The organism is Streptomyces durocortorensis (assembly GCF_031760065.1).
Classification (GTDB): Bacteria; Actinomycetota; Actinomycetes; order Streptomycetales; family Streptomycetaceae; genus Streptomyces.
Genome location: NZ_CP134500.1, coordinates 3,157,293 through 3,180,691 on the forward strand (window position 1 = coordinate 3,157,293; position 23,399 = coordinate 3,180,691).

At 70.5% G+C, this 23,399-nt stretch carries 13 protein-coding genes and 1 tRNA gene; 2 read left to right on the plus strand and 12 right to left on the minus strand.

The features are described 5' to 3' along the window. Positions 1 to 323 precede the first annotated feature (323 nt). The 3 genes from RI138_RS13870 to RI138_RS13880 form a co-directional block, all read right to left on the minus strand. A complete protein-coding gene (locus RI138_RS13870) occupies positions 324 to 1,175 on the minus strand; it encodes a DUF2637 domain-containing protein (RefSeq protein ID WP_311120159.1) in 852 nt (283 codons plus the stop codon). Between the two features lie 395 nt (positions 1,176 to 1,570). Beyond that, positions 1,571 to 2,923, minus strand: a complete 1,353-nt coding sequence (locus RI138_RS13875; RefSeq protein ID WP_311120160.1) for a DUF3631 domain-containing protein — start codon at positions 2,921 to 2,923, stop codon at positions 1,571 to 1,573. Positions 2,924 to 3,156: 233 nt separating this feature from the next. Continuing rightward, positions 3,157 to 3,387 (minus strand): hypothetical protein, encoded by a 231-nt coding sequence (locus RI138_RS13880; protein ID WP_311120161.1) that lies wholly within the window; start codon positions 3,385 to 3,387, stop codon positions 3,157 to 3,159. Positions 3,388 to 3,481: 94 nt separating this feature from the next. On the opposite strand from RI138_RS13880, the gene RI138_RS13885 reads away from it, so the two are divergent. Further along, positions 3,482 to 4,177 (plus strand): helix-turn-helix domain-containing protein, encoded by a 696-nt coding sequence (locus tag RI138_RS13885; RefSeq protein WP_311120162.1) that lies wholly within the window; start codon positions 3,482 to 3,484, stop codon positions 4,175 to 4,177. After that, positions 4,174 to 5,808: a tyrosine-type recombinase/integrase gene (locus RI138_RS13890; protein ID WP_311120163.1), complete on the plus strand. Its 1,635-nt coding sequence runs from the start codon at positions 4,174 to 4,176 to the stop codon at positions 5,806 to 5,808. The genes RI138_RS13885 and RI138_RS13890 overlap by 4 nt, the downstream gene beginning before the upstream one ends. Before the next feature lie 166 nt (positions 5,809 to 5,974). On the opposite strand, the gene RI138_RS13895 is transcribed toward RI138_RS13890, so the two are convergent. The 9 genes from RI138_RS13895 to RI138_RS13935 all read right to left on the minus strand — a co-directional run bounded on the left by RI138_RS13895 (position 5,975) and on the right by RI138_RS13935 (position 23,330). Then, positions 5,975 to 11,029, minus strand: a complete 5,055-nt coding sequence (locus tag RI138_RS13895; RefSeq protein WP_311120164.1) for a DUF3320 domain-containing protein — start codon at positions 11,027 to 11,029, stop codon at positions 5,975 to 5,977. A gap of 431 nt (positions 11,030 to 11,460) precedes the next feature. Next, a tRNA-Thr gene (locus tag RI138_RS13900) sits at positions 11,461 to 11,534 on the minus strand. A 141-nt stretch (positions 11,535 to 11,675) separates the two neighbouring features. After that, entirely contained in the window at positions 11,676 to 13,205 is a 1,530-nt protein-coding gene (locus tag RI138_RS13905) for an alpha/beta hydrolase (protein WP_311120165.1), read from the minus strand. A gap of 81 nt (positions 13,206 to 13,286) precedes the next feature. After that, on the minus strand, positions 13,287 to 14,492 hold the full coding sequence (locus tag RI138_RS13910; RefSeq protein ID WP_311120166.1) for a DNA polymerase III subunit delta': 1,206 nt from the start codon (positions 14,490 to 14,492) through the stop codon (positions 13,287 to 13,289). Positions 14,493 to 14,704: 212 nt separating this feature from the next. After that, positions 14,705 to 18,097, minus strand: coding sequence for a dTMP kinase (tmk, locus tag RI138_RS13915; RefSeq protein WP_311120167.1), 3,393 nt, complete (start codon positions 18,095 to 18,097; stop codon positions 14,705 to 14,707). Between the two features lie 240 nt (positions 18,098 to 18,337). After that, positions 18,338 to 21,229 (minus strand): type I DNA topoisomerase, encoded by a 2,892-nt coding sequence (topA, locus tag RI138_RS13920; protein WP_311120168.1) that lies wholly within the window; start codon positions 21,227 to 21,229, stop codon positions 18,338 to 18,340. Between the two features lie 280 nt (positions 21,230 to 21,509). Beyond that, complete coding sequence (locus tag RI138_RS13925; RefSeq protein WP_096623049.1) at positions 21,510 to 21,707, minus strand: hypothetical protein; 198 nt, start codon at positions 21,705 to 21,707, stop codon at positions 21,510 to 21,512. A 228-nt stretch (positions 21,708 to 21,935) separates the two neighbouring features. Then, positions 21,936 to 22,724, minus strand: coding sequence for an ABC transporter permease (locus tag RI138_RS13930; protein WP_311120169.1), 789 nt, complete (start codon positions 22,722 to 22,724; stop codon positions 21,936 to 21,938). Positions 22,725 to 23,150: 426 nt separating this feature from the next. Then, positions 23,151 to 23,330: a hypothetical protein gene (locus RI138_RS13935; protein ID WP_311120170.1), complete on the minus strand. Its 180-nt coding sequence runs from the start codon at positions 23,328 to 23,330 to the stop codon at positions 23,151 to 23,153. Between the last annotated feature and the right edge of the window lie 69 nt (positions 23,331 to 23,399).

Below are 23,399 nucleotides of genomic sequence, written 5' to 3' on the forward strand. Positions count from 1 at the left end.
GGAGTCCCCCGAAGTCCGGCCTTGAGTCGGACTCGGGGTACTACTGGCTCCGCCAGGGGCAGCCCGTCCGAATGCGCGGCGCAGACGCCCCATCAGTGTCGGGGACTTCGTCAACGGCAACGGCTCGTCTGGGGTGTCCTCGGGGTGGTGCGGGTCATGAGTCATGGGCGGTGCTCCGGACAGGGCAGGGGCGGGCAGGCGGGTGCGGCGAGGCGGGACAGCAGAGGGTGGAGGGTCACCGTCTCGTCCGCTGGTGTGGATCAGTGGGGCGGTGACCGCCGGGGCGGGTGACCGGAAGGGTTCCGGTCACCCGCGGCGGGGGATCAGCCGCTGGCGGAGACGGTGATCCCATGCGCTTCGAGTTCCGGCCGGAGAAGCTTCATCACCCGGGTCAGCCGTTCGCTGCCGATCGTCAGCCCCTTGTCCTCCACGGCCTCGCGGAGGAGCTCCCGGGTGAGTTTGCGATGGTCGAAGGCGGCGATCCGGCCGATCTCCGCAAGCCCCTCGATCGTGGCTTTGGGCGGACGGCCACCGCGCGGTTTGCTCTGCGAATCCTGGGCCGAAGGCTCCGAATCCTGAGCCTCCGCCGCTGTGACGGCTGGCGGCTCGACAGGGCTGGTGGACGCGACAGTCAGCACCTCCAACGCCTGACCGGAGTCGGGTTCCGAGCAGTCGGTGGAGCGGCCGACGAGCTGGTGGACCTGCCGCATCAGGGCAGCGAAGGCCAGCATCGCCGCAGTCGGGGGAACCGCGGCGACCACGTAGTCGAGGAAGGGCACGCTACTGGCGTTTCCCGTGCTGTTCACGCCGACCGCGTTGAGGACGATGGAGCCGATCGACCCGGCGGCGGTCAGTCCGATCGCCCACCAGTCGGTGACCTGGCGCAGGCCCGCGCGGAGCATCAGCAGCTCGCCCGCGACGATGAACGCGTCCAAGGTCGCGGGCCAGGCCCAGCGGCGCATCGGTGAACTGCCCAGCCCGTGCCGACCCGCGACCTCGGCCAGGTGCGCGTAGGAGAGCCAGAACGCACCGGCCGTGAGGATGACGATGACGGCGCCCGCTATGAGGAGCGTGTACTGCTCGGCAGCCTGTCTGGCGTTCGTCGGCTGCCGTTCGCCGGGCCGGTCGTCCGGCGGCTGGTGGGGCGGTGGAGGGGAGATGGGAGTGGTGGGCAAGCGGGAATCTCCTGGGGTAGTCGTGGGTGCCGTCTTGGCAGTCTTGGCCGTTGCATGCGCAGGTCAGGGTGGGTACGGAAGCGGCCATGGCCTTCCGTCTTGTCAGGCACTGTCGGCGTCTTCGCGCCTGGGCTCGGCTCCGGGGTAGCCGTGTTCCGAGTCGGAACACGGCGTTGCGCTTTCCGTCTCGATGGACAGGTCTGTGACCTGCGGCGATACGGCACGGACGCGCAAGACGGCGTAAGACGGATCTGGGCGGCGTCTTGAGTGGGCAGCGCGCCCGGTCATGATCGAGTTGCCGTCTTGGCCCCGGCTGCCGTCTTGCCGGTATGCCGTGTGACCTGCGAGATCACGGCACGGACGGCAAGTACGGCAACCGGAGGTGGGTGCGGGGCTCAGCCCTCGCCGAGAGCCGCAGGCCGGGTGTCCCCTGAGGGGACAAGCTGGGGCTGGGTGTCCACTGAATGGACAGCGGGGCAGTACCGGCGCCAGGCGTCGAGGAACCTGTTGCGCATGTAGCCCTTGCGCTGGGTTCCGTCAGCCACCCGGACGTTGCCGGGCTTGACGCCGAACTCGCGCAGCATCGCACCGAGTCCACGGGCGGTCAGGCCACTGCGTCCCCACTCCGCCCACGGGCTTTCGGGGTCCTGGCGCAGGAGGTAGAGAAGCTCCTCGGTGCTCAGGCTCTCGGGCTCGCCCCGGCCCGCGAAGACGCGGCGGATGTCGGCGAGGATGCGCGCCCCGCTGGGGTGGTCCTCCTCGGCCGCTGCTTCGGCGGCGACCATCCGCGCGCACGCGGTCCTGGCCAGGCGCGGCCAGTGCCCGCCCGCCAGGTCGGCGACGATCACCAGGGGCTCCCAGGTGTCGGCGGCGCGGTCCTCGACCGGCATGCCCGGTTCCAGCTCGGCGGCCTCGTCCACCAGCGGGCGGGCCCAGGTGGCGATGCGCTCCCGCAGGTCGTGCAGGGCCGGGGTGTCGCGGCGGGAGCGGAAGGGCTTGACCGTCTCACCCTCGGCCCGACGCCGCATGCGGATGACCACGGACCGGTCCATGACGGTGTCGGGCAGGTCGCCGATCCCGGCCAGGGCCGCCATGGCGAAGGTGGCGAACTGGTGCGGGGTGTGGTCGTTGCCGACGACCCGGGTCACGTACCGGTTGCGCTGGTGACCGGCGTTGAGCAGGCCGCGCATCTCCTCGTTCTTCTCCGCCATCTTCGGGGTGCCGAATATGGTGTCCGCCTCGTCGACGAGCAGCGTCGGCGGGTTCTCCTCGGCGATCGAGCGGAAGATCGCCGCTGGTGTGGTGTTGATGGTCAGCATCGGCGCGTGGACCGTCTCGGTCAGCACGTCGAGCAGCCGCGACTTGCCGCACCGCTTCGCGGGCCCGACCACCGCCAGACGCGGGGCGTGCTGCCACGCGGGCTGCAGATGCGTCGCCACCACCCACAAGGTGACCGCGTCCAACGCCTCCCCCGAGGGCGGGATCACGAACCGGGCGATCTGCGCACGCAGTTCGTCCAGCAGTTCGGAGCCGTACGTCGGCTCCGCATCGGGGATCTCCCCTGGCCCGCCCGGCGCATCCGCCTCCTCGGGGCTGCCGGGGGCCGCATCGCCGGGCAGGTCCGGATCGGCGTCGTCGGCCTGCGCGGCGCGCAGGTGGGCGCCGGGCTGGCCGGGGATGGCCGCTGGAGGCCAGACCGTCTGGGCGGGAGCGGGGGTGGAATAGGACTTGGGATGCTCGGGTTGCACTGGGCGGCTCCTCGTCTGGCGGTGGCGGGCTTGCAGGCCCTTGCCGCCGGGTCGGTTCGCATCGGATCGCTGGGGAGTCATCGGGCCTCCGGCGTTGCACCGCCGGAGGCTCTCCCCCTTCTCGCGGGCGCTCGGGCGCCGCGAGGGAACACGGACCGTACGTCCACACCCGGCAACAGTCCAGCGTTTCTGTGTCAGCTCAGCGCAGAAGCGTCTGCTACGTACACGCCCTCTCACGCGGCCAGGCCCAGCAGGTTCAGCAGGTCGGCGGTCACCACCCGGTAGGCGTTGCCCAGCCGCAGCACCCTGCACGGGTACTGGCCGCGCTTGGCGAGCTCGTACCCCTTGCTCCGCCCGAGCCCCAACGCCCGGTTGCCCGTCTCCAGGTCAACGGCGGCGGGAAGCTCCAGCAGCTCCTCGCGGCTCATACCCCTCGCCCGACCGGCGGTCTCGCTCTCACGCATACGCGCTCCATCCATGACTGAGCCCTCGGCGAACGCGACGATCACGCCCGTCTCCAGGTCACTAAATCCAGGATGACGAAGTTAATGTGTCTCTATGACACAACGCCGTTCGAACCATGGATACGAGCAGGACGACGAGGACGACTTCCTCGAATGGGAGGACCACGTCATGGCCACCGTGGCTGGCGAGGTCCGCAGACGCCGGAAGGAACTGCGTTGGAGCGCACAGGATTTGGCCGACCGCTGCGAGGAGATCGGCTACCCGATCCCCCGCAACGTCATCGCCAACATGGAGTCCGGCCGCCGCGCCACGCTGCCCCTGGTCGAGATCATGGTCCTCGCGAAGGCCCTGCGCGTGTCCCCGATCAGCCTGATCTACCCCGTCGGCTACGTCGCCGATGTCCGCCAGCTCCCCTTCGAGAACCCACGACCGGCCTGGGATGCCCTGCAGTGGTTCGTCGGCGGCTCAACCGTTGAGGACGCCACGAACTCCATGCTCGACCACTTCCTGGCCCACGACCTCGAACTCCGCTCGGCCCTGGCCGCCGTGGAGAGCGAGGACTACGAGCGCTGGAAGGTGAAGACCGCCCCCAACCGCGTCCAACGGGAAGCGGCCGAACGCGCCCTGGCCCGCTACACCGCCCAGGCCACCCAGGCCAGGCACGAGCTGCTCCGGCACCGCGACGCCATCCGAGAAGCCGGTGGCATCCCACCCCACCTGCCCCTGTCGCTCGCCGACATCGACCCACCGGAATCCGATACCGACTCCACCGAGGAGAACGATCTTTGAAGGGCTCCACCTACCGCCGCTGCTCTTGCCGCGACCCCAAGACCGGCAAAGAACTCGGCACCTCCTGCCCGAAGCGCAGCAGGAAGAACCACTGCTCCTACGCCGTACGCCAGGAGTTGCCACCCCGCGAGGACGGCAGTCGGCGCTCGTTCTCACGCAGCGGATACGCCAATCTCAAGGCAGCCCAGGCCGATCTCGACCACATACGCGCCCTGCTCGGGCTCGCCGGGGCCGACGACCCCGAAGGCATGCAGCTGGTCGCCGAGATGCTGGCGGAGGTCGGTCGCGAGCGGACGCCTCTGCCCGACGTCGAGGAGACCCGGCGGCGCCTCAACTCCGGCCAGGACCTCATCGGCAGCCTGACCGTCAGCGAGTGGCTCGACCGGTGGCTGGCGGGCAAGCGCATACGAAAGTCCGGCCTCAACCGCTACGAGATCGACATCCGCGTGCACTTGAAGCCGCGCATCGGCAACCGCCGCCTCGACCGGCTGCGCGTCAGCCACCTCAGCGAGATGTTCACGAACATCCGCGACGCCAACGCCCAGATCCTGGAGCAGAACGCCCAGCGGCGAGCCGCAATCGACGAGTTGGCGACCGTGCCGTGGAAGGGAGCCGAGAACCGTGCCCGCCGCAAGGCGATGAAGGCCGCGATCGACGCGATGCCACCCTTCCGCCGCGTCACCGGCCCCGCCACGCGCCAGCACGTCAAAGCCACACTCCGCGCGGCCCTCAACGACGCGATCGGCCAGCAGATCATCACGTTCAACCCAGCCGCCCACGTCGAGATCGACCCCGTACGCAAGCCGAAGGCGCTCGTGTGGACGGCTGAACGGGTCGCCAAGTGGGAGCAGACGGGCGAGAAGCCGTCGCCCGTGATGGTCTGGACGCCCGAACAGACCGGCGCGTTCCTCGACTTCGTCACCGAGGACCGGCTGTACGCGATGTGGCACCTGATCGCCTTCCGAGGTCTGCGCCGAGGTGAGGCGTGCGGGCAGCCGTGGTCCGAAACGAACCTCGACACCCACGCGCTCACCGTCTCCTCGCAGCTCGTGCAGGACGGCTGGGAGGTCGAGACGTCCGAGCCCAAGACAGACAGCGGCTACCGCGTGGTCGCGCTCGACGACGACACCGTCAACGTCCTGAAGCGCCACCGCGAGCGCCAGGACAAAGCCCGCGAGGAGTGGGGTTCGGCCTGGGTCGACACCGGCCATGTCTTCACCCAGGAGGACGGCTCCTGGCTCCACCCCGGCAAGGTGACCGACCTCTTCGAGCGGCTCGTCGCCGCCTCCGGCCTCCCGCCGATCCGTCTGCATGACCTGCGTCACGGCGCGGCGACCCTCATGCTGGCCGCCGACATCGACATCAAGATCGTGTCCGACACCCTCGGACACAGCGACACCCGCATCACGCGGGACATTTACCAGAGCGTCCTCCCCCAGGTCGGCAAGAACGCCGCCGAGGCCACCGCGAAGCTGGTCCCCCTCCAGCGCAAGGCCGAGGCGGAGAAGGCAGCCCGCAAGGCCGCCAAGAAGGCTAAGGCCACGAAGCCCGGCAAGGGCGGCGGCAAGCCGAAGGTCAAGGCGAAAGCCGAGGCCAAGAAGAAGGCCAGGCGCCGGAAGCCCGAGAAGTAGGCCGCCGAGCCGCTCCGCTCACACATTGCGCACGCAACCCATCCCACGACACTCCGGCCGTGTGGTGCGCCATGCCTCGAGAAACAGAACCCAGGTCAGTGACTACCTGTCATCCCGGATGGTGCTGAGACGTGCTAGCACATACCGCCTTCCGACTCGGTCTCCGTCACCCAACCGCCGTAATGTGCCCGTTCGCCTCCCTCAGTCTGCCCCGGCGATGCAGTTCGTCGATGTCGGAGTCCAGGAAGCTGCGAATATCCCTGCCCATGCGGCGCCAGCCGAAGAACTCGCCCGCGTGCCTGACTAGTTCGTCCCGCGACATGCCCGGGCACTCCGCGGCAAGTTCGTACAGCGCCAGCTGCCGTTCAACCGGAGCAATATGCGCTGCCTTGCGAGGCGTGACGCCCTCTCCTGGAACGCGGGCATGCAGCTCCTCCCTGCCTGCCACATTCAGGAAGTAGCCATCGCCTGTGACCTGCCCCGAGCGGACGAGACCGCTCACCACTTCCCGTACGTTGTCGCGGATCCTGTTACCCGCCCGGCCGACGCCCCACGCCTCTTTGGCGCGCTGCACCAACAGCTCTTCGTGGACGGGACCCTCGATCCCGATGACCCTGGTCATGAGATTTCGCAGCGCGGGGCGGGCCTCCGGGGTGTGCAGTTCGTACGGTGAGGTCACGGTCATGTCGCATGCCTCGTACAGAGAGCTCCAGGGCCGGTCGGGCTCGGTGTCGACCGGAACACGCTCATGCTCCGCAGCCGCGGTCGGAGGCGTGCGGTCCTCCGGTCCCGGGACGTCGGGGGCGGTCAGCACGCCGGAGAGCGGGGAAGCCGCCCTAACACCCGAGACGTCCCCCAATTTGCCGTCCTCGGCTGCCACCATCGGGCCCGTCCCGGTATCCGTCGAGGCGGAGCCCGACATAGGTCCCCGCGCAACCGCCAGCTCGACCGCCTCACGCAGTCTCAGCTCGGCGGCAGCCCTGCCGCGATACCAGTCGGTGCCCCAGATGCGGTGCAGCCGCCAGCCCAGCCCGGCGAGCACCTCCTCCCGAAGCCGGTCGCGGTCCCGAGCCGTCTTGGACGAGTGGTACATCGCGCCGTCGCACTCGATGCCGAGCGCGTAGGCGCCGGAGAACTCCGGATGGCGCACGCCGATGTCGATGCGGAACCCGGCGACGCCGACCTGCGGCTGCACCCGGTAGCCCCAGTCGCGCAGCACCTGCAGGACCGACTCCTCAAAGGGACTGTCCGGCTCGGCGTCGGCCTGTGTCACGTCCTGCGCGAGCACGGCGTGGCCGTTCTCGGCGTACTCGAGATACCGCTTGAGGTGCTGAACGCTCTCGTTCGCGCTCTCGGCCAGACCACTGCCCCGGAAGGACGCGACGACCTCCATGCGCAAGCGCGCCCGGGTGACAGCGACGTTGAGGCGCCGCCAGCCGCCGCCCTTATTGATCGGCCCGAAGTGCGTGCCGAACTTGCCATGCTCGTCAGGACCGTACCCAATCGACATGATCATGACGTCGCGCTCGTCGCCCTGGACTGATTCGAGGTTCTTGACGAAGAACCCGTCGAGCCGATCCTCGGTGAAGCAGTGGTCCAGGTCGGGGCGGAGCAGCCGGGCCTCCTGGACAGCCTGGTCGATGGCCGCCGCCTGTGCCTGGGAGAGGGCGACAACGCCCAGGGTGCGGCTGGGGCGGGTGTCGAAGTGATGGATGACCCGCCGAGCGACGAACTCCGCCTCCACGCGGTTGTCGCGTCGGCCGCCCCGGTCGTACACACCGTGTGCAGGGAAGAACTCGACGCCGATGTCGTTGCCGTGCTCCAGCGCTCCCGGGAAGGTCACCATGGAGTTGGCGTAGAAGGACCTGTTGCTGAACGTGATCAGGTCCTCGTGACGGCTGCGGTAGTGCCAGCGCAGGGGCAGCTCTCGCAGAGCGCCCGCCTTGCAGGCATGCAGCAGCGACTCGAAGGTGTCGGGTACGTGTTCGTCGTACTCGTCGGAGTCGTCCTCGACTGCGGCGTCGAAGAAGGAGGTGGGCGGCAACTGCTTCTCGTCGCCGGCCACGATCAGAGCGTCTGCCCGATATACGCAGTTGACGGCATCGGCCGGGCGGACCTGTGATGCCTCGTCGAAGATGACCACGTCGAAGTGATAGTCCGCAGGCAGGAACTGGCTGACCGTCAACGGGCTCATCATGAAGCATGGCTTGATCAGCCGGACGACTTCACGGGTCCGGCCGAGCAGTTCCCGCACCGGCATATGGCGTCGCTTCAGCTCCGCCTGCCGCTTGATCACCGCGGCCGCCCCACCGCTGAACCGGCGCGGTCGGCGCTCGTTGCACACCTCGATGACGGCTCCGCTCGCCGCAGCGACCAGTCGGCGGTCGGCCTCCTGGAAGTCCGCTACCCGGACGTCCAGGTCGGCGGAGCGGGTGCTGGCGAGCCGGGTGTCCGTGGCCAGGAGGTCGTCGGCCCAGCACTTCAGCACCGCCTGTTCCACGACCTCAGGCAACCGCTCGGGCTGGACGCCTCGTTCGACGGCACGCGGGACGAGTTCGTCGACACCGTGACGGGCCAGGACGTCCAGTCCGGAGCGGTACGCCAGCCATTCCTCCGGGCCGCGCGGATCGGCCTGGAGTTCGTCGACGACCTGCTGGGCCTGATCGAAGGTGCCGAACGGGGTGAACGACAGCTGAACCCGGCGGGGCTCCTCGAAGAGGTCGTGCAGGCCGGTCGAGGACTCGGACCAACGCTCGGCACGGAGCGTCGCCGCGTCACACCAGCCGACCAGCGCGCCACGAATGCCACGGGCCAATATCCCCGGCAGCGGGTCGGGCTCGGTGCCGTCGGCCAGGCGAGCTGTGGCGAGGTCCCGGTGAGCGACGCTGCGGGTGAGTTCCGCGATGCGATCTGCCACAGCCAGCACGGCGTCCAAGGCAGTCAGTTCGTTCTCGTCGTGGGGGACGTAGCCGCCCAGCGCCTCTTCGTGGTGTGCGGCCAGCCGAGCGGCCTCGGCGACAGTGATCTGCCAGGCCAGGGCGTCGTTCAGGCGCTGGGGCAGCGTCTTGTCCCAGGCACCGTTGCGCGTGAGCGCGGCCACCGCCGCGCGGTCCTCCCGGTACTGGCCGGACAGACGCGCGAACACGCCCCGGTGCTGTCCCGTGAACCTATCGACCAGGGCGGGCAGCTCTTCGGACTCCAGCACCTGTTCACCGAAGAGGTCCCCCGCTGCTGCACGGGCCGCCGCGCGGGCGGCGAGCGCGTCCCGCATCTCTTCAGCCGCTCGGTGTGCCTCGCGCAGCCCTTCCTCGTCGAACCATCGCGCAGGCGGCCGCATCGCCGCGGAGGTCAGATCGGCAAGTTCCAGGAGGCCGAACGCGGCCTGGGCTGTTTCCGGCTTGGGCAGTCCGAACAGCTCCGCCAGTTGGGCGAGGCTTCCGTCAAGGTCGCCCGACAGTCCACCGCTGACCGTGTCCGGATTTCGGTTGGGCAGGCCCGCTGCCAGCATCCGCACGGCCTGCCGCACGTCGTGCACGGTACGTGGTTCGGGGGTCGTGGCCGCGAACGGGCGACGCTCGGCAGCCGCGCGCAGAGCCCCGAGCGCGTCAGCGGCCCCGGCGAGAACCGTAGTGGCAGCGGAAGCCCCCGCCAGCCCGCGCCAGACGAACGCGTCACCTTCCGCTGCCGGGCGCCAGGAACGGCTGACGGCGCCGGATGCTTCCAAGAGCGCCTGAAGCTGCCCGGCGCCGAGCTGCCGGACCGTGGTGGTGCTCCTGGCTCCGAGTGCGAGCTGCGGAGTGTCTGCCCGTTCCAGGAGGACCAAGCGGCCCAGGACATCGTGGAGAGAACGGCCGAGCGGTTCGCGGATCTGGTTCATCGCTGCCGCGTAGGCAGACAGTTCCTCTCGCAGGCGACGCGCCCGGTCAAGTTCGTGCTCGGCTGCGCCGGTGATCCGCACCTCGGTGGTCAACACCCGTTCGAGCTCCGTCGCCACGGCCTTCTTGCTGGTGTCACCGCTGTGCAGGGCCATCACGAAGTCCCCGAGGCCGACCCCTCGCAGCCTGTTACGGACCACGTCGAGCGCTGCTGCCTTCGCACTGACGAAGAGGACAGAACGGCCCGCGTGCATGAGTGCGGCGATCATGTTGGTGATCGTCTGGCTCTTGCCGGTACCGGGCGGCCCGCTCATCACGAAGGAACGGCCGTCCAGCGCGGCCGCGATGCACTGCCGCTGCGAGGAATCCGCGTCAAGTACGAGCGGAGTCCGCTCCGGCAACTGGATGTCATCGATGCGGTCGAGGTCAGGCGGCTCGAAGCCGATCAGATCGTCGGGCAGCCCCGAGTCGGGGCCGAGGCCGACGGCCCGGACCAGCGGATGCGCGAGGATGCGCTCCTCGTTCTGCTGGAGGTCCTGGTACATGGCCTCCTTGTGGGAGGCGAAGAGGCCGAGCACCACGCGTTCGTCCACCGACCAGCCGTCCTGCGCCCGCACGACTTCCCGGGCGGCGGCGAGGACCGCAGCAGGATCGGCGACGTCGCAGTCGGCGACCGAACGCCAGTCGACACCAAGCCGTTCCAGCTTGACGGCAAGTGCGGGGTTGTGGATCCGGTCCTGGTTCTCCGCTTGGTAGAGACGCGTCTGCCGTCGGTCGTCGCGACGAAGCTCCACGGGGACGAGCAGCAGTGGAGCGGAACTCACCTCCTCGGCGCCCTCCTCCCGCCAGTCCACCATGCCGACACCAAGCCAGAGCACCCACAGGCCGTAGTCGTTGTACATCTGGCCTGACTTCTGACGCAGTTGGTAGAGCGACGCGTCCAGCCTCGCCTGCGTGTTCTTCTGTGTCACCAGGCCGGAGACGCGACCGGGGTCGCTGGCTGCGGAGGTAGAGGCGTACTCGTAGAACGTCCCGCTCCCCGGAGCCTCCCCCGCTCCCTCCTCGCCGTCCACGCTTCCCTCGACAGGGTCACCATCGGCGACGGGAGCGAAGAACCAACCACGGGCAAGGTCGGCCAGCACTGCGGAGGCATCGGGTGCCGTGATCTCCAGGGTGGCGGTCTTCGTATGCCGGAAGTTCAGTAGACGGTTGCGCCCGCCGAGATCGAGCAGGGAGCTGCGCCAGTCACCCAGCGCGGCCTTCAACCGGTTGAGGGCAGGGTCGCTGCCACCTGCGAGGCCACTGATGTCACGCTGCGCGGCTCCGGTCCATCCTGAACTGGACATACATGAATTATCTCAGTACCTGTAGCCCGACACACCAGTCTCAGCTTTTCTTGCCATGAATGATCTATTCACAGCAACGACAGGTGACGCTGTGTAGCACAGCTGACTTGTGGTCCCAGCTAGCTCGGCAGCCCGTGCTCGTGTTGCGCTCACAGCTGGACAGCAACCCACCGCCAAGCTGACCCCCTACCCAGCGGAAGGTGGAGGCGGAAGAGGCTGCACGCAGAGCTGTGAAGGCTGGAAGAAGCCCAAAGCGCGCCAAGAAGGCTGAGCCAAGGTCAAGCGGAAGAAGTCCGTCCCGTAGCGCCCGGAGCCCTCCGCTCACGCATCGCTCACGCAAGCCCCTCCACGGCATCACGACCGTGCGGCTCGTCGCACCCCGGGTATGAAAAAACCCCAGGTCACGGCGAGTGAGTCCTGGGGTAATTCCGAGCCGCCTTCGGGATTCGAACCCGAGACCTACGCATTACGAGTGCGTTGCTCTGGCCAACTGAGCTAAGGCGGCGCGCCCCGTCGCACCATGGTGCGATCAGCAGCGGGGCCAAGTCTACACAGTTTCCGGGGGTGCTCCGCACAGGGCACCCCCGGAGACGTTTACGCAGGTCAGGGCGGGACCGGACAGAACGGGACCGGACAGGTCAGGGGGTCAGGTGCACTTCTTGCCGTCCGTGGGCGGCGTGCCGTCCAGGAGGTACGTGTTGATCGCCGTGTCGATGCAGTCGCTGCCCCGGCCGTACGCGGTGTGGCCGTCGCCGTCGTAGGTGAGCAGGGTGCCGGAGGAGAGCTGGGCGGCGAGGGATTCGGACCACTTGTACGGGGTGGCCGGGTCGCGGGTGGTGCCGACGACGACGATCGGGTCGGCGCCCTTCGCCTCGGTGCGGTGGGGGGTGCCGGTGGCCTTCGTGGGCCAGTAGGCGCAGTTCAGGGAGGCCCAGGCGAAGCCTCGGCCGAAGACCGGGGAGGCCTTCTCGAAGCCGGGGACGGCCTTCTCCACGGCGTCGGGGCCGTCGAAGGCGGGCGGGAGGTCGAGGCAGTTCACGGCGGCGTTGGCGAACATCAGGTTCGCGTACCTCCCGTCCGGCTCGCGCTCGTAGTAGCTGTCGGCCAGCGAGAGGAGGCCCGAGCCGTCGCTGCGCTGTGCGCCTTCGAGGGCCTCGCGGAGCTGGGGCCAGGCCGCCTCGTCGTACATGGCGGCGATCACCCCGGTCGTCGCCAGGGACTCGCCGAGCTCGCGGTCGTCGCCGGTCGGGATCGGCTTGGCGTCCAGGTCCGCGAAGAGCTGCTTCAGCGCGGTCGCCGCGTCGGCGGTCGTCGTGGTGCCCAGCGGGCAGTCCGGCTGCTTGACGCAGTCGGCGGCGAAGGACTGGAAGGCCCCCTCGAAGCCCGCGGTCTGGTCGCGGTTCATGTCGATGGCCTTGAGGGACGGGTCCATCGCCCCGTCCAGGACGAGCCGCCCGGCCCGGTCCGGGAAGAGTTCCGCGTACGTGGCGCCCAGGAAGGTCCCGTACGAGGCGCCGACGTAGTGCAGCTTCTCGTCCCCGAGCAGGCCCCGCAGGATGTCCATGTCCCGGGCCGTGTCGACGGTGGAGACGTACGGGAGGATCTCGCCGCTCCGCTTCTCGCAGCCCGCCGCGAACTTCTCGAAGGCCCCCTTGAGCTCCTGGACCTCCGCCTCGTCGTCCGGTGTCTGGTCCACCTGGGTATAGGTGTCCATCTCCTTGCCCGTCAGGCACTCCACCGGTTCGCTGCGGGCCACGCCGCGCGGGTCGATGGCCACCATGTCGTAGCGGGCCCGGACCGGAGCCGGGTAGCCGAGTGCCGCGTACCCCTGGAGATAGCCGATCGCGGAGCCGCCGGGGCCGCCCGGGTTCACCAGGAGCGAGCCGATCCGCTCGCCGGGGCCGGTGGCCTTCTTACGGGAGACGGCGAGACCGATGTCGCCGTCGTCCGGCTTCTCGTAGTCCCTCGGCGCTTTCATCGTCGTGCACTCGAACCCCTCCACCCCGCAGTCGCGCCAGCTCAGCTTCTGCGTGTAGTACGACGACAGCTCCTCGGGGGCCGCGGTGCCGGTGGCCGATGCGCTCGGCGACGAGCCTCCGCCGCTGCAGCCGGAGATGAGGAGGCCGGCAGTGCCGATCCCGATGGCGAAGGTGCGAAGCAGGCGCCTGGTATCCATCCTGGGAGCGTATCCGGCAGGTGACGAGTCGTCCGATTCCCTGCTCATTCGGGTGAACAGGGACCCATCCTGATCGTCGTCTCAGCCCGCCCGCAGCGCCATCGTCATCGCCTCCACCGCCAGCAGCGGCGCCACATTGCGGTCCATCGCCTCCCGGCAGGCGGTCACCGCCTCGATCCTGCGCAGCGTCTGCGCGGGCGTCGAGGACTCCGCGATCCGCTCCAGGGAGTCCTGCACATCCATGTTGGCAATCGCCAGCTTCGAACCGAACTGGAGCGCCAGCACATCGCGGTAGAACCCGGTGAGCTCGGTGAGGGCCAGGTCGAGGCTGTCGCGCTGCGTACGCGTCTTGCGGCGCTTCTGCTTGTCCTCCAGCTCCTTCATCGCCCCCGCCGTACCGCGCGGCATCCGCCCCCCGGCCACCCCGCCGAGCGCCGCCTTCAGGTCCTCGGCCTCCTTGCCGTCTACCTCCTCAGCCAGCTGCTTGGCGTCGTCGGTGGCCGTGTCGATCAGCTCCTGGGCCGCCTTGAGGCAGCCGCCCACGTCGGCGATCCGCAGCGGGACCTTGAGCACCGCGGCCCGCCGCGCCCGCGCCCGCTCGTCCGTGGCCAGACGGCGGGCCCGGCCGATGTGACCCTGGGTGGCCCGGGCCGCGGAGTGGGCCTGGGCCGGATCGACGCCGTCGCGGCGGATCAGGACGTCGGCCACGGCCTCCACCGGCGGGGTGCTCAGGGTCAGATGACGGCAGCGGGAACGGATCGTGGGCAGGACGTCTTCGAGGGAAGGGGCACACAGCATCCAGACCGTGCGCGGCGCGGGCTCCTCGACCGCCTTCAGCAGGACGTTGCCCGCGCCCTCGGTGAGGCGGTCGGCGTCCTCCATGACGATGACCTGCCACCGGCCGACCGCCGGGGAGAGCTGGGCCCGGCGGACCAGGTCGCGGGTCTCCTTCACTCCGATCGAGAGCAGGTCCGTACGGATCACCTGGACGTCGGCGTGCGTACCGATCAGGCTCGTGTGGCAGCCGTCGCAGAACCCGCAGCCGGGCTCCCCGCCCAACGCCCGGTCCGGGCTGGTGCACTGGAGCGCGGCGGCGAAGGCCCGGGCGGCGGTGGACCGCCCGGAACCCGGCGGTCCGGTGAACAGCCAGGCATGGGTCATCTTCGAGCCCTGCTCCAGCGCCTCACCGTCGGAGACGGCCGTGACCAACGCATCGGCATCCCTGGCGGCAGCGGCGAGCTGTTCCCTCACTCGGTCCTGTCCGACCAGGTCGTCCCATACGGTCATGGGTCACCGCCCTTCCGGTGGTGTCGTGCGGGTGGTGCGGGGACGTGCGGGTGGTGCGGAGACGTGCGGCGGCAGCGCCCTGTGCCATCGCCCGTCGGATGCCGTCCCTCGTCTGCCGTCCCTCGTCGGATTCCATTGTGGGGGACGCCACTGACAAGTCCGGCCCGCCCACCCCTCACGGGCGGACGGGCCGGACTCCGGACAGGCTCGGGTCAGCCGCGCGGACGGCGCCCCCGGCCTCCAGCGGCCCCGTCGCCCTCGTCGTCGTGACCGCCGAGCAGCTCGTCTGCCAGGGTCGGCAGATCGTCCAGCGGAGTCTCCTCGGCCCAGTCCGGGCGGGGGCGCTTGCGGCGGCCCTGCCGCGTCCGGTCCGAGGCCTCCGCGGCCCGCGGGTCCTCGACCTGCGGCAGTTCCCGGGTGCGCTCGTTCTCGCTCTCCGCGGGCGAGGGCTCAGGGCTCTCGTCCCGGAAGAAGCCCCTGGGTACCCGGTCGGAGGGCTGTTCCCCCCGCACCGGCGGCAGCACTGCCGTCTCGTCCGCGTCCCGGGCGTCCCGGGCGCCCGCGTCCGGACGCCGGTCCGTGACGCGCGGCAGCATCGCCGTCTCGTCCTCCCCGGATGGGGCCCGGCGGTCGGACGGTGCGCCGCCCTCCGGTCGGGGCGGGTAGGCCGTCGGCACCGGCTGCGTGATCTCGTTCGGGTTCACGATCGGCGTGGGCACCGTGATCTCGTTCTCCGGCACGGACCGCCCGGAGGAGCCGGAGGAGCCGGAGGAATCCGAAGTACCGGAGGAATCCGAAGTACCGGAGGAACCGAAGGAACCGGAGGAACCCGAAGCACCAGCGGCCCCGAAAGCCCCGGCAGCCCCCGACCCCGACCCCGCCGGACCGAAGCCCTCCGAGCGCGAAGACGCCTCCCCACGAGCCGCCTCCGCACGCGCAGCCTCGGCACGAGCCGCCTCGACCCTCGCAGCCTCAGCCCTCGCCGCCTCGACCCGCTCGGCTTCCGCCCGCGCGGCCTCCGTACGGGCCGCCGCCTCCTCCTCGGCACGGCGGCGGGCCTCCTCGGCTCGCAGCAGGGCTTCCTCGGCCTTGCGCTGCTTCTCCAGCCGCTGCGCCTCGGCCTCCCTGCGGAGCCGCGCCTCCTCCTCGGCCTGCTTGCGCAGGCGTTCCTGCTCGGCCTCGCGGACCCGCTCCTCGGCCTCCAGCCGGAGCCGGTCCTCCTCGGCACGGCGGCGGGCCTCCTCGGCGCGCTGCCGGGCCTCTTCCGCCTGGCGTTCGGCCTCGCGGCGGCGGGCCTCCTCCAGCTCGCGCTGCTTGCGCTCCTCCTCCTCGGCGCGCAGCCGGGCGAGCTGCTCCTGGCGCTCCTTCTCCAGGCGCTCCTCCTCGGCCTTGCGGGCAGCCTCTTCCTCCGCCTTGCGCCGGGCCTCCTCCTCGGCCGCCCTCCGCGCCTCCTCGATGGCCTCGATCTCGGCCTCGGAGAGCGGGAGAACCTGGTCGAGCCGGTGACGTACGACCGTGGTGATCGACTCCGGTTCCTGCCCGGCGTCCACCACCAGGTAACGCGTCGGGTCGGCCGCGGCCAGGGTCAGGAACCCGGACCGTACGCGCTCGTGGAACTCGACCGGCTCCGACTCCAGCCGGTCCGGCGCCTCCGTGAACCGCTCTCGCGCGGTGGCCGGGTCGACGTCCAGCAGCACCGTCAGATGCGGTACGAGGCCGCTCGTCGCCCACCGCGAGATCCGCGCGATCTCGGTGGGGGCCAGGTCCCGGCCCGCGCCCTGGTAGGCGACGGACGAGTCGATGTAGCGGTCGGAGATGACGATCGCGCCGCGCTCCAGGGCCGGGCGGACGACGGAGTCGACGTGCTCGGCGCGGTCGGCGGCGTACAGCAGGGCCTCGGCCCGGTTGGAGAGACCGGCGGAGGACACGTCCAGCAGGATCGACCGCAGCCGCTTTCCGACCGGGGTGGCCCCGGGCTCGCGGGTGACGACGACCTCGTGGCCCTTGGCCCGGATCCACTCGGCGAGCGCCTCGACCTGGGTGGACTTGCCCGCTCCGTCACCGCCCTCCAGGGCGAGGAAGAAGCCTGTGGCGGCGGGCGCGACGGCCGGTTCGCCGCCACGCAGCGCCTCGCTCAGATCCCGGCGCAGCGGCACGCCCGACCGGTCGTCCGTCTTGGCGAGGACGACGGCGGCGACGGGCAGCAGCAGCGCGCCGAGCAGCATCAGGGTGAAGGCGGCCCCGCCGTGGGCGAAAACGAAGTCGCCCGCGACCAGGCGGTGCTGTCCGATCGCCGCGGCCAGCAGCGGCCCCGCGACCGCGCCGAGCGCGACGAGCACCCGGACGACGGCCTGGAGGTGATCGGTCGTCCGGGCCTGCCGGAACGCCTCGGTCTCCTGGTCGATCAGGGTGTGCCCGGTGTTCGCGGCGACCCCGGCGGCGTAACCGGCGAGCAGCGCGATAGCGATCCCGGTCGCCGTGTCCGGCACCAGGCCGAGCGCGAGGAGCGCCAGGCCGGTGACGGCGATGGCCAGCGCCAGCAGGCGGCGGCGCGACAGGGTAGGCAGGACGTGGCGCGCGGTGCGGATACCGAGGGCGCTGCCGCCGGTCAGGCCGAGGATCAGCAGCGCGAACGTGACGGGCCCGCCGCCGAGGTCGTAGGCGTGCAGTACGGATACGGCCGCGGCCGCGGCGACGGCTCCGGCCACGGCGGCGCAGGCGGCCACCAGCAGCGGAACGGCGCCGGTGCGGCCCTTGTCGGGCCCGTTGCCGGTGGCGGGGCGGCGCAGGCCCTCCAGAGGGGAGCGCGGCCGGGGCGTCTGGGTGGCCGGGAACTCCAGGAAGTACAGGGTGGAGATGGAGGCGGAGAAAAGCCCGGCCGCGACATACGACCCCAGAGCCGCCTGGTGGAAGGAGAACCACTCCAGACCCGAGCCGAGGAGGTTGCCGATCAGCGTGGCGGCCAGCAGGACCGCCGCGGCAGCGGGCAGCGCGAGGAAGTTCGTTCGGAGGGACAGCCTGCGCAGGGCGTCGTGATGGTCGGGCAGCGGGCGTACCGCGGCGCCTTCGAGGGGCGGGGCGGGGAGCAGTGCCGGGGCGGCGCTCTCCTTGGCCACGGCCCACAGGCGCTCGGCCGCGCCGCTCACGAAGACGGTGATGAGGACCATCATGAGCGCCTTGTCGGGCATCCAGTCGATCCACAGCGGGGCGATGACCAGGAGCACCAGGCGCAGCCCGTCGACCCCGATCATCAGCCATCGCCGGTCCAGCTTGCCGCCGGGCACCGTGAGCGAGGTCAGGGGCCCCAGGAGTACGGCTCCGAAGAGCAGGGTGGAAAGGATCCGGACGCCGAACACGGCGGCGACGGCGAAGGCCACCCCGCGGTATCCGGCCCCGAATGAGCCCTCAAGGACCGCCGCTTGCAGCGACAGCAGCACCAGCACGAGAAGGGCGAGTGCATCGCCGATACCGCCGACGAGCTGGGCGCTCCACAACCGCTTCAGCGGGGGAACACGCAACAGGGCTCGTACGGCGCGCTCGCGTGAGTCTGCGGCAAGTGTGTCGGAGGTGGGGCTCACGACCGTTGGCTGCTCGGCTCGCGTCATCCGCCCAGCCTATCGGCAGTGGCGCGGTGACTGTCGGCCCGTCCGAACATACGGTCGCAGACGGCTTCCGGCCACGCTGGTCCCCGGCCTCCGACGCACCGCCGCCCGGCACCTGCGGTGAGGTGCCGGGCGGCGGTGGCGGTGCGCGTGCCCGATACCGGTGTGCGGTGACGCGTGTGCGCTGCCGGTGCGGGTGTGACGTGACGCGTGTGCGGTGACGGTGCGGGTGTGACGGGCCTGTCAGTCGTCCGACGGAGCGGTGGAAGAGGCCGAGGCCGTCTTCTTCGCCGTCGTCTTCTTGGCGGCCGTCTTGGTGGCCGTCGCCTTCTTGGCCGTCGTCTTCTTCGCCGCGGTCTTCTTCGCGGCCGTGGTCTTGGCGGCCGTGGTCTTATTCGCGGCCGTCTTCTTGGCCGTCGCCTTCTTCGCCGGGGCCTTCTTCGCCGTCTTCTTCTTGGCGGGCCCCTTGGCGCGCTTCTCGGCGAGCAGCTCGTAGCCGCGCTCCGGCGTGATCTCCTCAACGCTGTCGCCGGTCCGCAGGGTGGCGTTGATCTCGCCGTCGGTGACGTACGCGCCGAAACGGCCGTCCTTCACCACGACCGGCGAACCGCTGACCGGGTCGGTGCCCAGCTCCTTCAGCGGCGGCTTGGCGGCGGCCCGGCCGCGCTGCTTGGGCTGGGCGTAGATCGCGAGGGCCTCTTCGAGGGTGATGTCGAAGAGCTGGTCCTCGGAGGTGAGCGACCGGGAGTCGGTGCCCTTCTTCAGATACGGGCCGTAGCGGCCGTTCTGCGCGGTGATCTCGACGCCCTCGGCGTCCTCGCCGACGACGCGCGGCAGCGACATCAGCTTGAGGGCGTCGGCGAGGGTGACCGTGTCGAGGGACATGGACTTGAAGAGGGAGGCGGTCCGCGGCTTCACCGCGTTCTTGCCGGTCTTCGGCGTCCCCTCGGGCAGCACCTCGGTGACGTACGGACCGTAGCGCCCGTCCTTGGCGATGATCTGGTTGCCGCTGACCGGGTCGGCGCCCAGCTCGAAGTCGCCGCTGGGCTTGGCCAGCAGCTCTTCCGCGAGCTCGACGGTCAGCTCGTCGGGGGCCAGGTCCTCGGGGACGTCGGCGCGCTGGTGGCCCTCGGCGTCCTTCTCACCGCGCTCGATGTACGGGCCGTAGCGGCCGACGCGGAGCTTGATGTCGTTGCCGACCGGGAAGGAGGAGATCTCCCGGGCGTCGATCGCGCCGAGGTCGGTGACCAGCTCCTTCAGGCCCCCGAGGTGGTCGCCGTCGCCGTTGCCCGCGTCGGAGGCCGCACCGGCACCGGAGGTGTCGTCACCGGGCTGCGCCCCGAAGTAGAAACGCTTCAGCCACGGCACGGACTGGGCCTCGCCGCGTGCGATGCGGTCGAGGTCGTCCTCCATCCGGGCGGTGAAGTCGTAGTCGACGAGCCGGCCGAAGTGCTTCTCCAGCAGGTTGACCACAGCGAAGGACAGGAAGGACGGGACGAGCGCGGTGCCCTTCTTGAAGACGTAGCCGCGGTCCAGGATGGTCCCGATGATCGAGGCGTACGTCGACGGGCGGCCGATCTCGCGCTCTTCCAGCTCCTTGACCAGCGAGGCCTCGGTGTAGCGGGCCGGGGGCTTGGTGGCGTGCCCGTCGACCGTGACCTCGTCGGCGGACAGCGCGTCGCCCTCGGCGACCTGCGGCAGCCGCCGCTCGCGGTCGTCCAGCTCGGCGTTCGGGTCGTCAGCGCCCTCGACGTACGCCTTCATGAAGCCGTGGAAGGTGATCGTCTTGCCGGAGGCGGAGAACTCGGCGTCCCGGCCGTCGCTCGCCCGGCCGCCGATCTTGACGGTGACGGAGTTGCCGGTCGCGTCCTTCATCTGGGAGGCGACGGTCCGCTTCCAGATCAGCTCGTAGAGCCGGAACTGGTCACCGGTGAGCCCGGTCTCGGCAGGCGTGCGGAAGCGGTCGCCGGAGGGGCGGATCGCTTCGTGCGCTTCCTGCGCGTTCTTGACCTTGCCCGCGTACGTACGCGGCTTCTCGGGGAGGTAGTTCGCCCCGTACAGCTGCGTGACCTGGGCCCGGGCCGCGGAGACCGCGGTGTCCGAGAGGGTGGTGGAGTCCGTACGCATATAGGTGATGAAGCCGTTCTCGTACAGCTTCTGCGCCACCTGCATGGTCGCCTTCGCCCCGAAGCCCAGCTTGCGGCTCGCCTCCTGCTGGAGGGTCGTGGTCCGGAAGGGGGCGTACGGGGAACGGCGGTACGGCTTCGACTCGACGGACCGGACCGCGAAGGAGGAGTCGGCGAGCGCGGCGGCCAGGGCGCGGGCGTTCGCCTCGTCCAGGTGCAGGGTCTGGGCGGACCCTGCCTTCAGCTGACCGTCGGGGCCGAAGTCACGGCCCTGGGCGATCCGGCGGCCGTCGACCGCGCTGAGGCGGGCGGTGAGCGTCGAGGGATCGGAGGCGTCACCGGTACGGCCGGTGGCGAAGGTGCCGGTGAGGTCCCAGTACTCGGCGGAGCGGAAGGCGATGCGCTCGCGCTCCCGCTCGACGACGAGGCGGGTGGCGACGGACTGCACACGGCCCGCCGAGAGCCGCGGCATGACCTTCTTCCACAGGACCGGCGAGACCTCGTAGCCGTAGAGGCGGTCGAGGATACGGCGGGTCTCCTGGGCGTCGACCATGCGCTGGTTGAGCTCGCGCGGGTTGGCGACGGCGGCCCTGATCGCGTCCTTGGTGATCTCGTGGAAGACCATCCGGTGGACCGGGACCTTGGGCCTCAGCACTTCCTGGAGGTGCCACGCGATGGCTTCGCCCTCGCGGTCCTCATCGGTGGCGAGGAAGAGTTCGTCGGACTCGGCCAGCAGCTGCTTCAGCTTCCTGACCTGGGCCTTCTTGTCGGCGTTGACGACGTAGATGGGCTGGAAGTCATGTTCGACGTCCACCCCGAGGCGGCGTACCTCGCCGGTGTACTCGTCCGGGACCTCGGCCGCGCCGTTCGGGAGGTCGCGGATGTGCCCGACGCTCGCCTCGACGACGTATCCGGGGCCGAGATAGCCCTTGATCGTCTTCGCCTTGGCAGGCGACTCGACGATGACGAGTCGGCGGCCGCCCTGTGCGGTCTCGCTGGTCGGGGACAACTTCGCTCTTCTCTCCGGTCGACGCTCGATGGGCATCCGGGCAGCGTCGAGACGCTGCCTGCGGTGCTGTCGCTGCGGAGTGTGACGGTACAACCCGCCCCCGTGTCAAACGGCAAAAGCCCGCAACGGCCACTCGAACGGTAACCCGACTTCCGCCATTCCTGCCGCCCGGACCGTCGGGTCCGCGCCGCGCGAAGCCCTGACCTACGTGTTTCCGGAGGCGGTACCGGTACCCCCCGGGCGGCCCACCGCCCCGGGCGCGCCCCGCCGGGGGCGGGGATCAGACCAGCGTGAAGCACCACACGCCGAGGGCGAGGAAAACTACGCCGAAGAGCGTCGTGAGTGCGGTGGAGGCGACGGGGCTCACACCGTGCGCAACCGGCGCGCGATGCAGAACGCGCGCCCCTGTCCAGATGAGGAGGGCGGCACCGAACAGCGTCAGGGCCGTCCCGGCGAAGACTGCTGAGACGCTCTCCATGTCGTTCCCCTCGTCATGCCCCTCGGCTGTCGTGACCGTCCCGGGGAGGCTGCCACCCCGGGACATCGCCCACACGAACCCCGGGTGAACAGCACTCCCCCGCCGCACGACGCACCGACGCCTTCGCCCGAGCGGCGCACCCCTATGGCCCCCCATGGCCCTCGCCGGCCTGGCGGTCGCGTCCTGGCCTGGCGGTCGCACCCGGGCCTGGCGGTCGCGTCGCATACGTCACATGACGTCGAGGGTCGCGCGCCGTCGGCTGCCCCGCTCGAAGGCCGCCGGAAGGAGCACGGCGAGCAGCCCGTACCCGGCGCCGACCAGCAGCTCGGTCCCGAGCAGCCCCCCGTTGAGGCGGCCGCCCGCGGCTAGCGCGCGGGCGGCCTCCACGGCATGGGTGAGCGGCAGTACGTCGCCCGTCGCCCGCATCCAGCCGGGGAGCACCTCACGCGGCACGTTCGCCCCGGTGAGCAGGAACAGCAGGGATCCGGCCACGTTGGAGACCAGGAAGACGTCCCGGAAGTGCAGCCCGAGCGCACCCAGCGCCAGCCCGAACGCCGAGCACCCGGCGGCGGCCGCGACGAGCACCGCCCCGAGCCCCGGCAGAGCACCGACCGGAATCCGCAGGCCGAGCAGGAGCGAAGCGGCGGAGAGGGTGAAGACGCTGATGAGGAGTCCGTAGAGGACATAGGGAAGGGCCCGGCCGATCCAGAGCGGAGCCCGGTGGCGGGGGCTGAGAAGCACCGCTCCCAGGGTCCCGTACCGGCACTCGTTGGAGAGCGCCATCGTGCCGCCGTGGAAACACGCGGTGGAGGCGGCGAGCACCGTGTTGCCCAGCAGATAGAAGTGGTCGTCGGCCACCTGGAGCTGACGTCCAAGGAATACAAAGCAGCGGAGCTGGAGCAGCGACCCGACCAGCAGGGTGCCGATGAACATGGGCGGGGTCGTCCAGTTGAACAGGGCGCGATACGAGATGGCTCCGACGACGAGGCGGCGCAGGGTACGGAGGGTGGCGGGCATACGGCGGCTCCTGGCCATCGTCATCAGGCGAGCGAAAGCGTGGCCGCGGCCCGGGCACGGCGTTCGACCCTGCCGAGGACGAGCACGGCGAGCAGCGCGCAGAACGCCCCGAGGGCGAGGGCGGCGGCCATGGGCACCAGCACGTCGGCGGTACCGCTCGCTCGCCCCCTCCGCCCCCTCCGCCCACTCCGTCCGGCCCGCCGGAGGTCGCCGCGTGCACGGCCCGCGCCCCCCAAGTGGTGGGCAGCGCCCAGGAGACCGGAAGCGCCCACTCCGGCAGTACGGTGACCGGGACGAGCGTCCCGGACAGCAGCAGCACCAGGGCGAGCGGCGTGGGCGAGGCCACCAGGGTCCCCAGCGTGCCGAGCCAGCGCTGGTTCTGCACCGCGCCGCCCGAACCGAGCAGCACCGAGGACCAGATGCCCATCAGCCCGGCTCCCTGACGCCCTTGTCCCCTTGATCTCCCTCCGTTCCCTCCGCTCTCTCCACGATGGCGATGTACGCGTCCTCCAGGGTGGGTTCACGGGTGAGGACCCGTCCGATCCGGATTCCGTTCAGCGCGGCGAGCACCGGGGCGTGCAGGTCGGCGCCCGCGTCCGACTGCACGGAGACGGTCTGCGCGCTGCCGCGTTCCTCGGCCGCCGCGCCCTGTTCGCCGGGCAGGGCACGGATGCG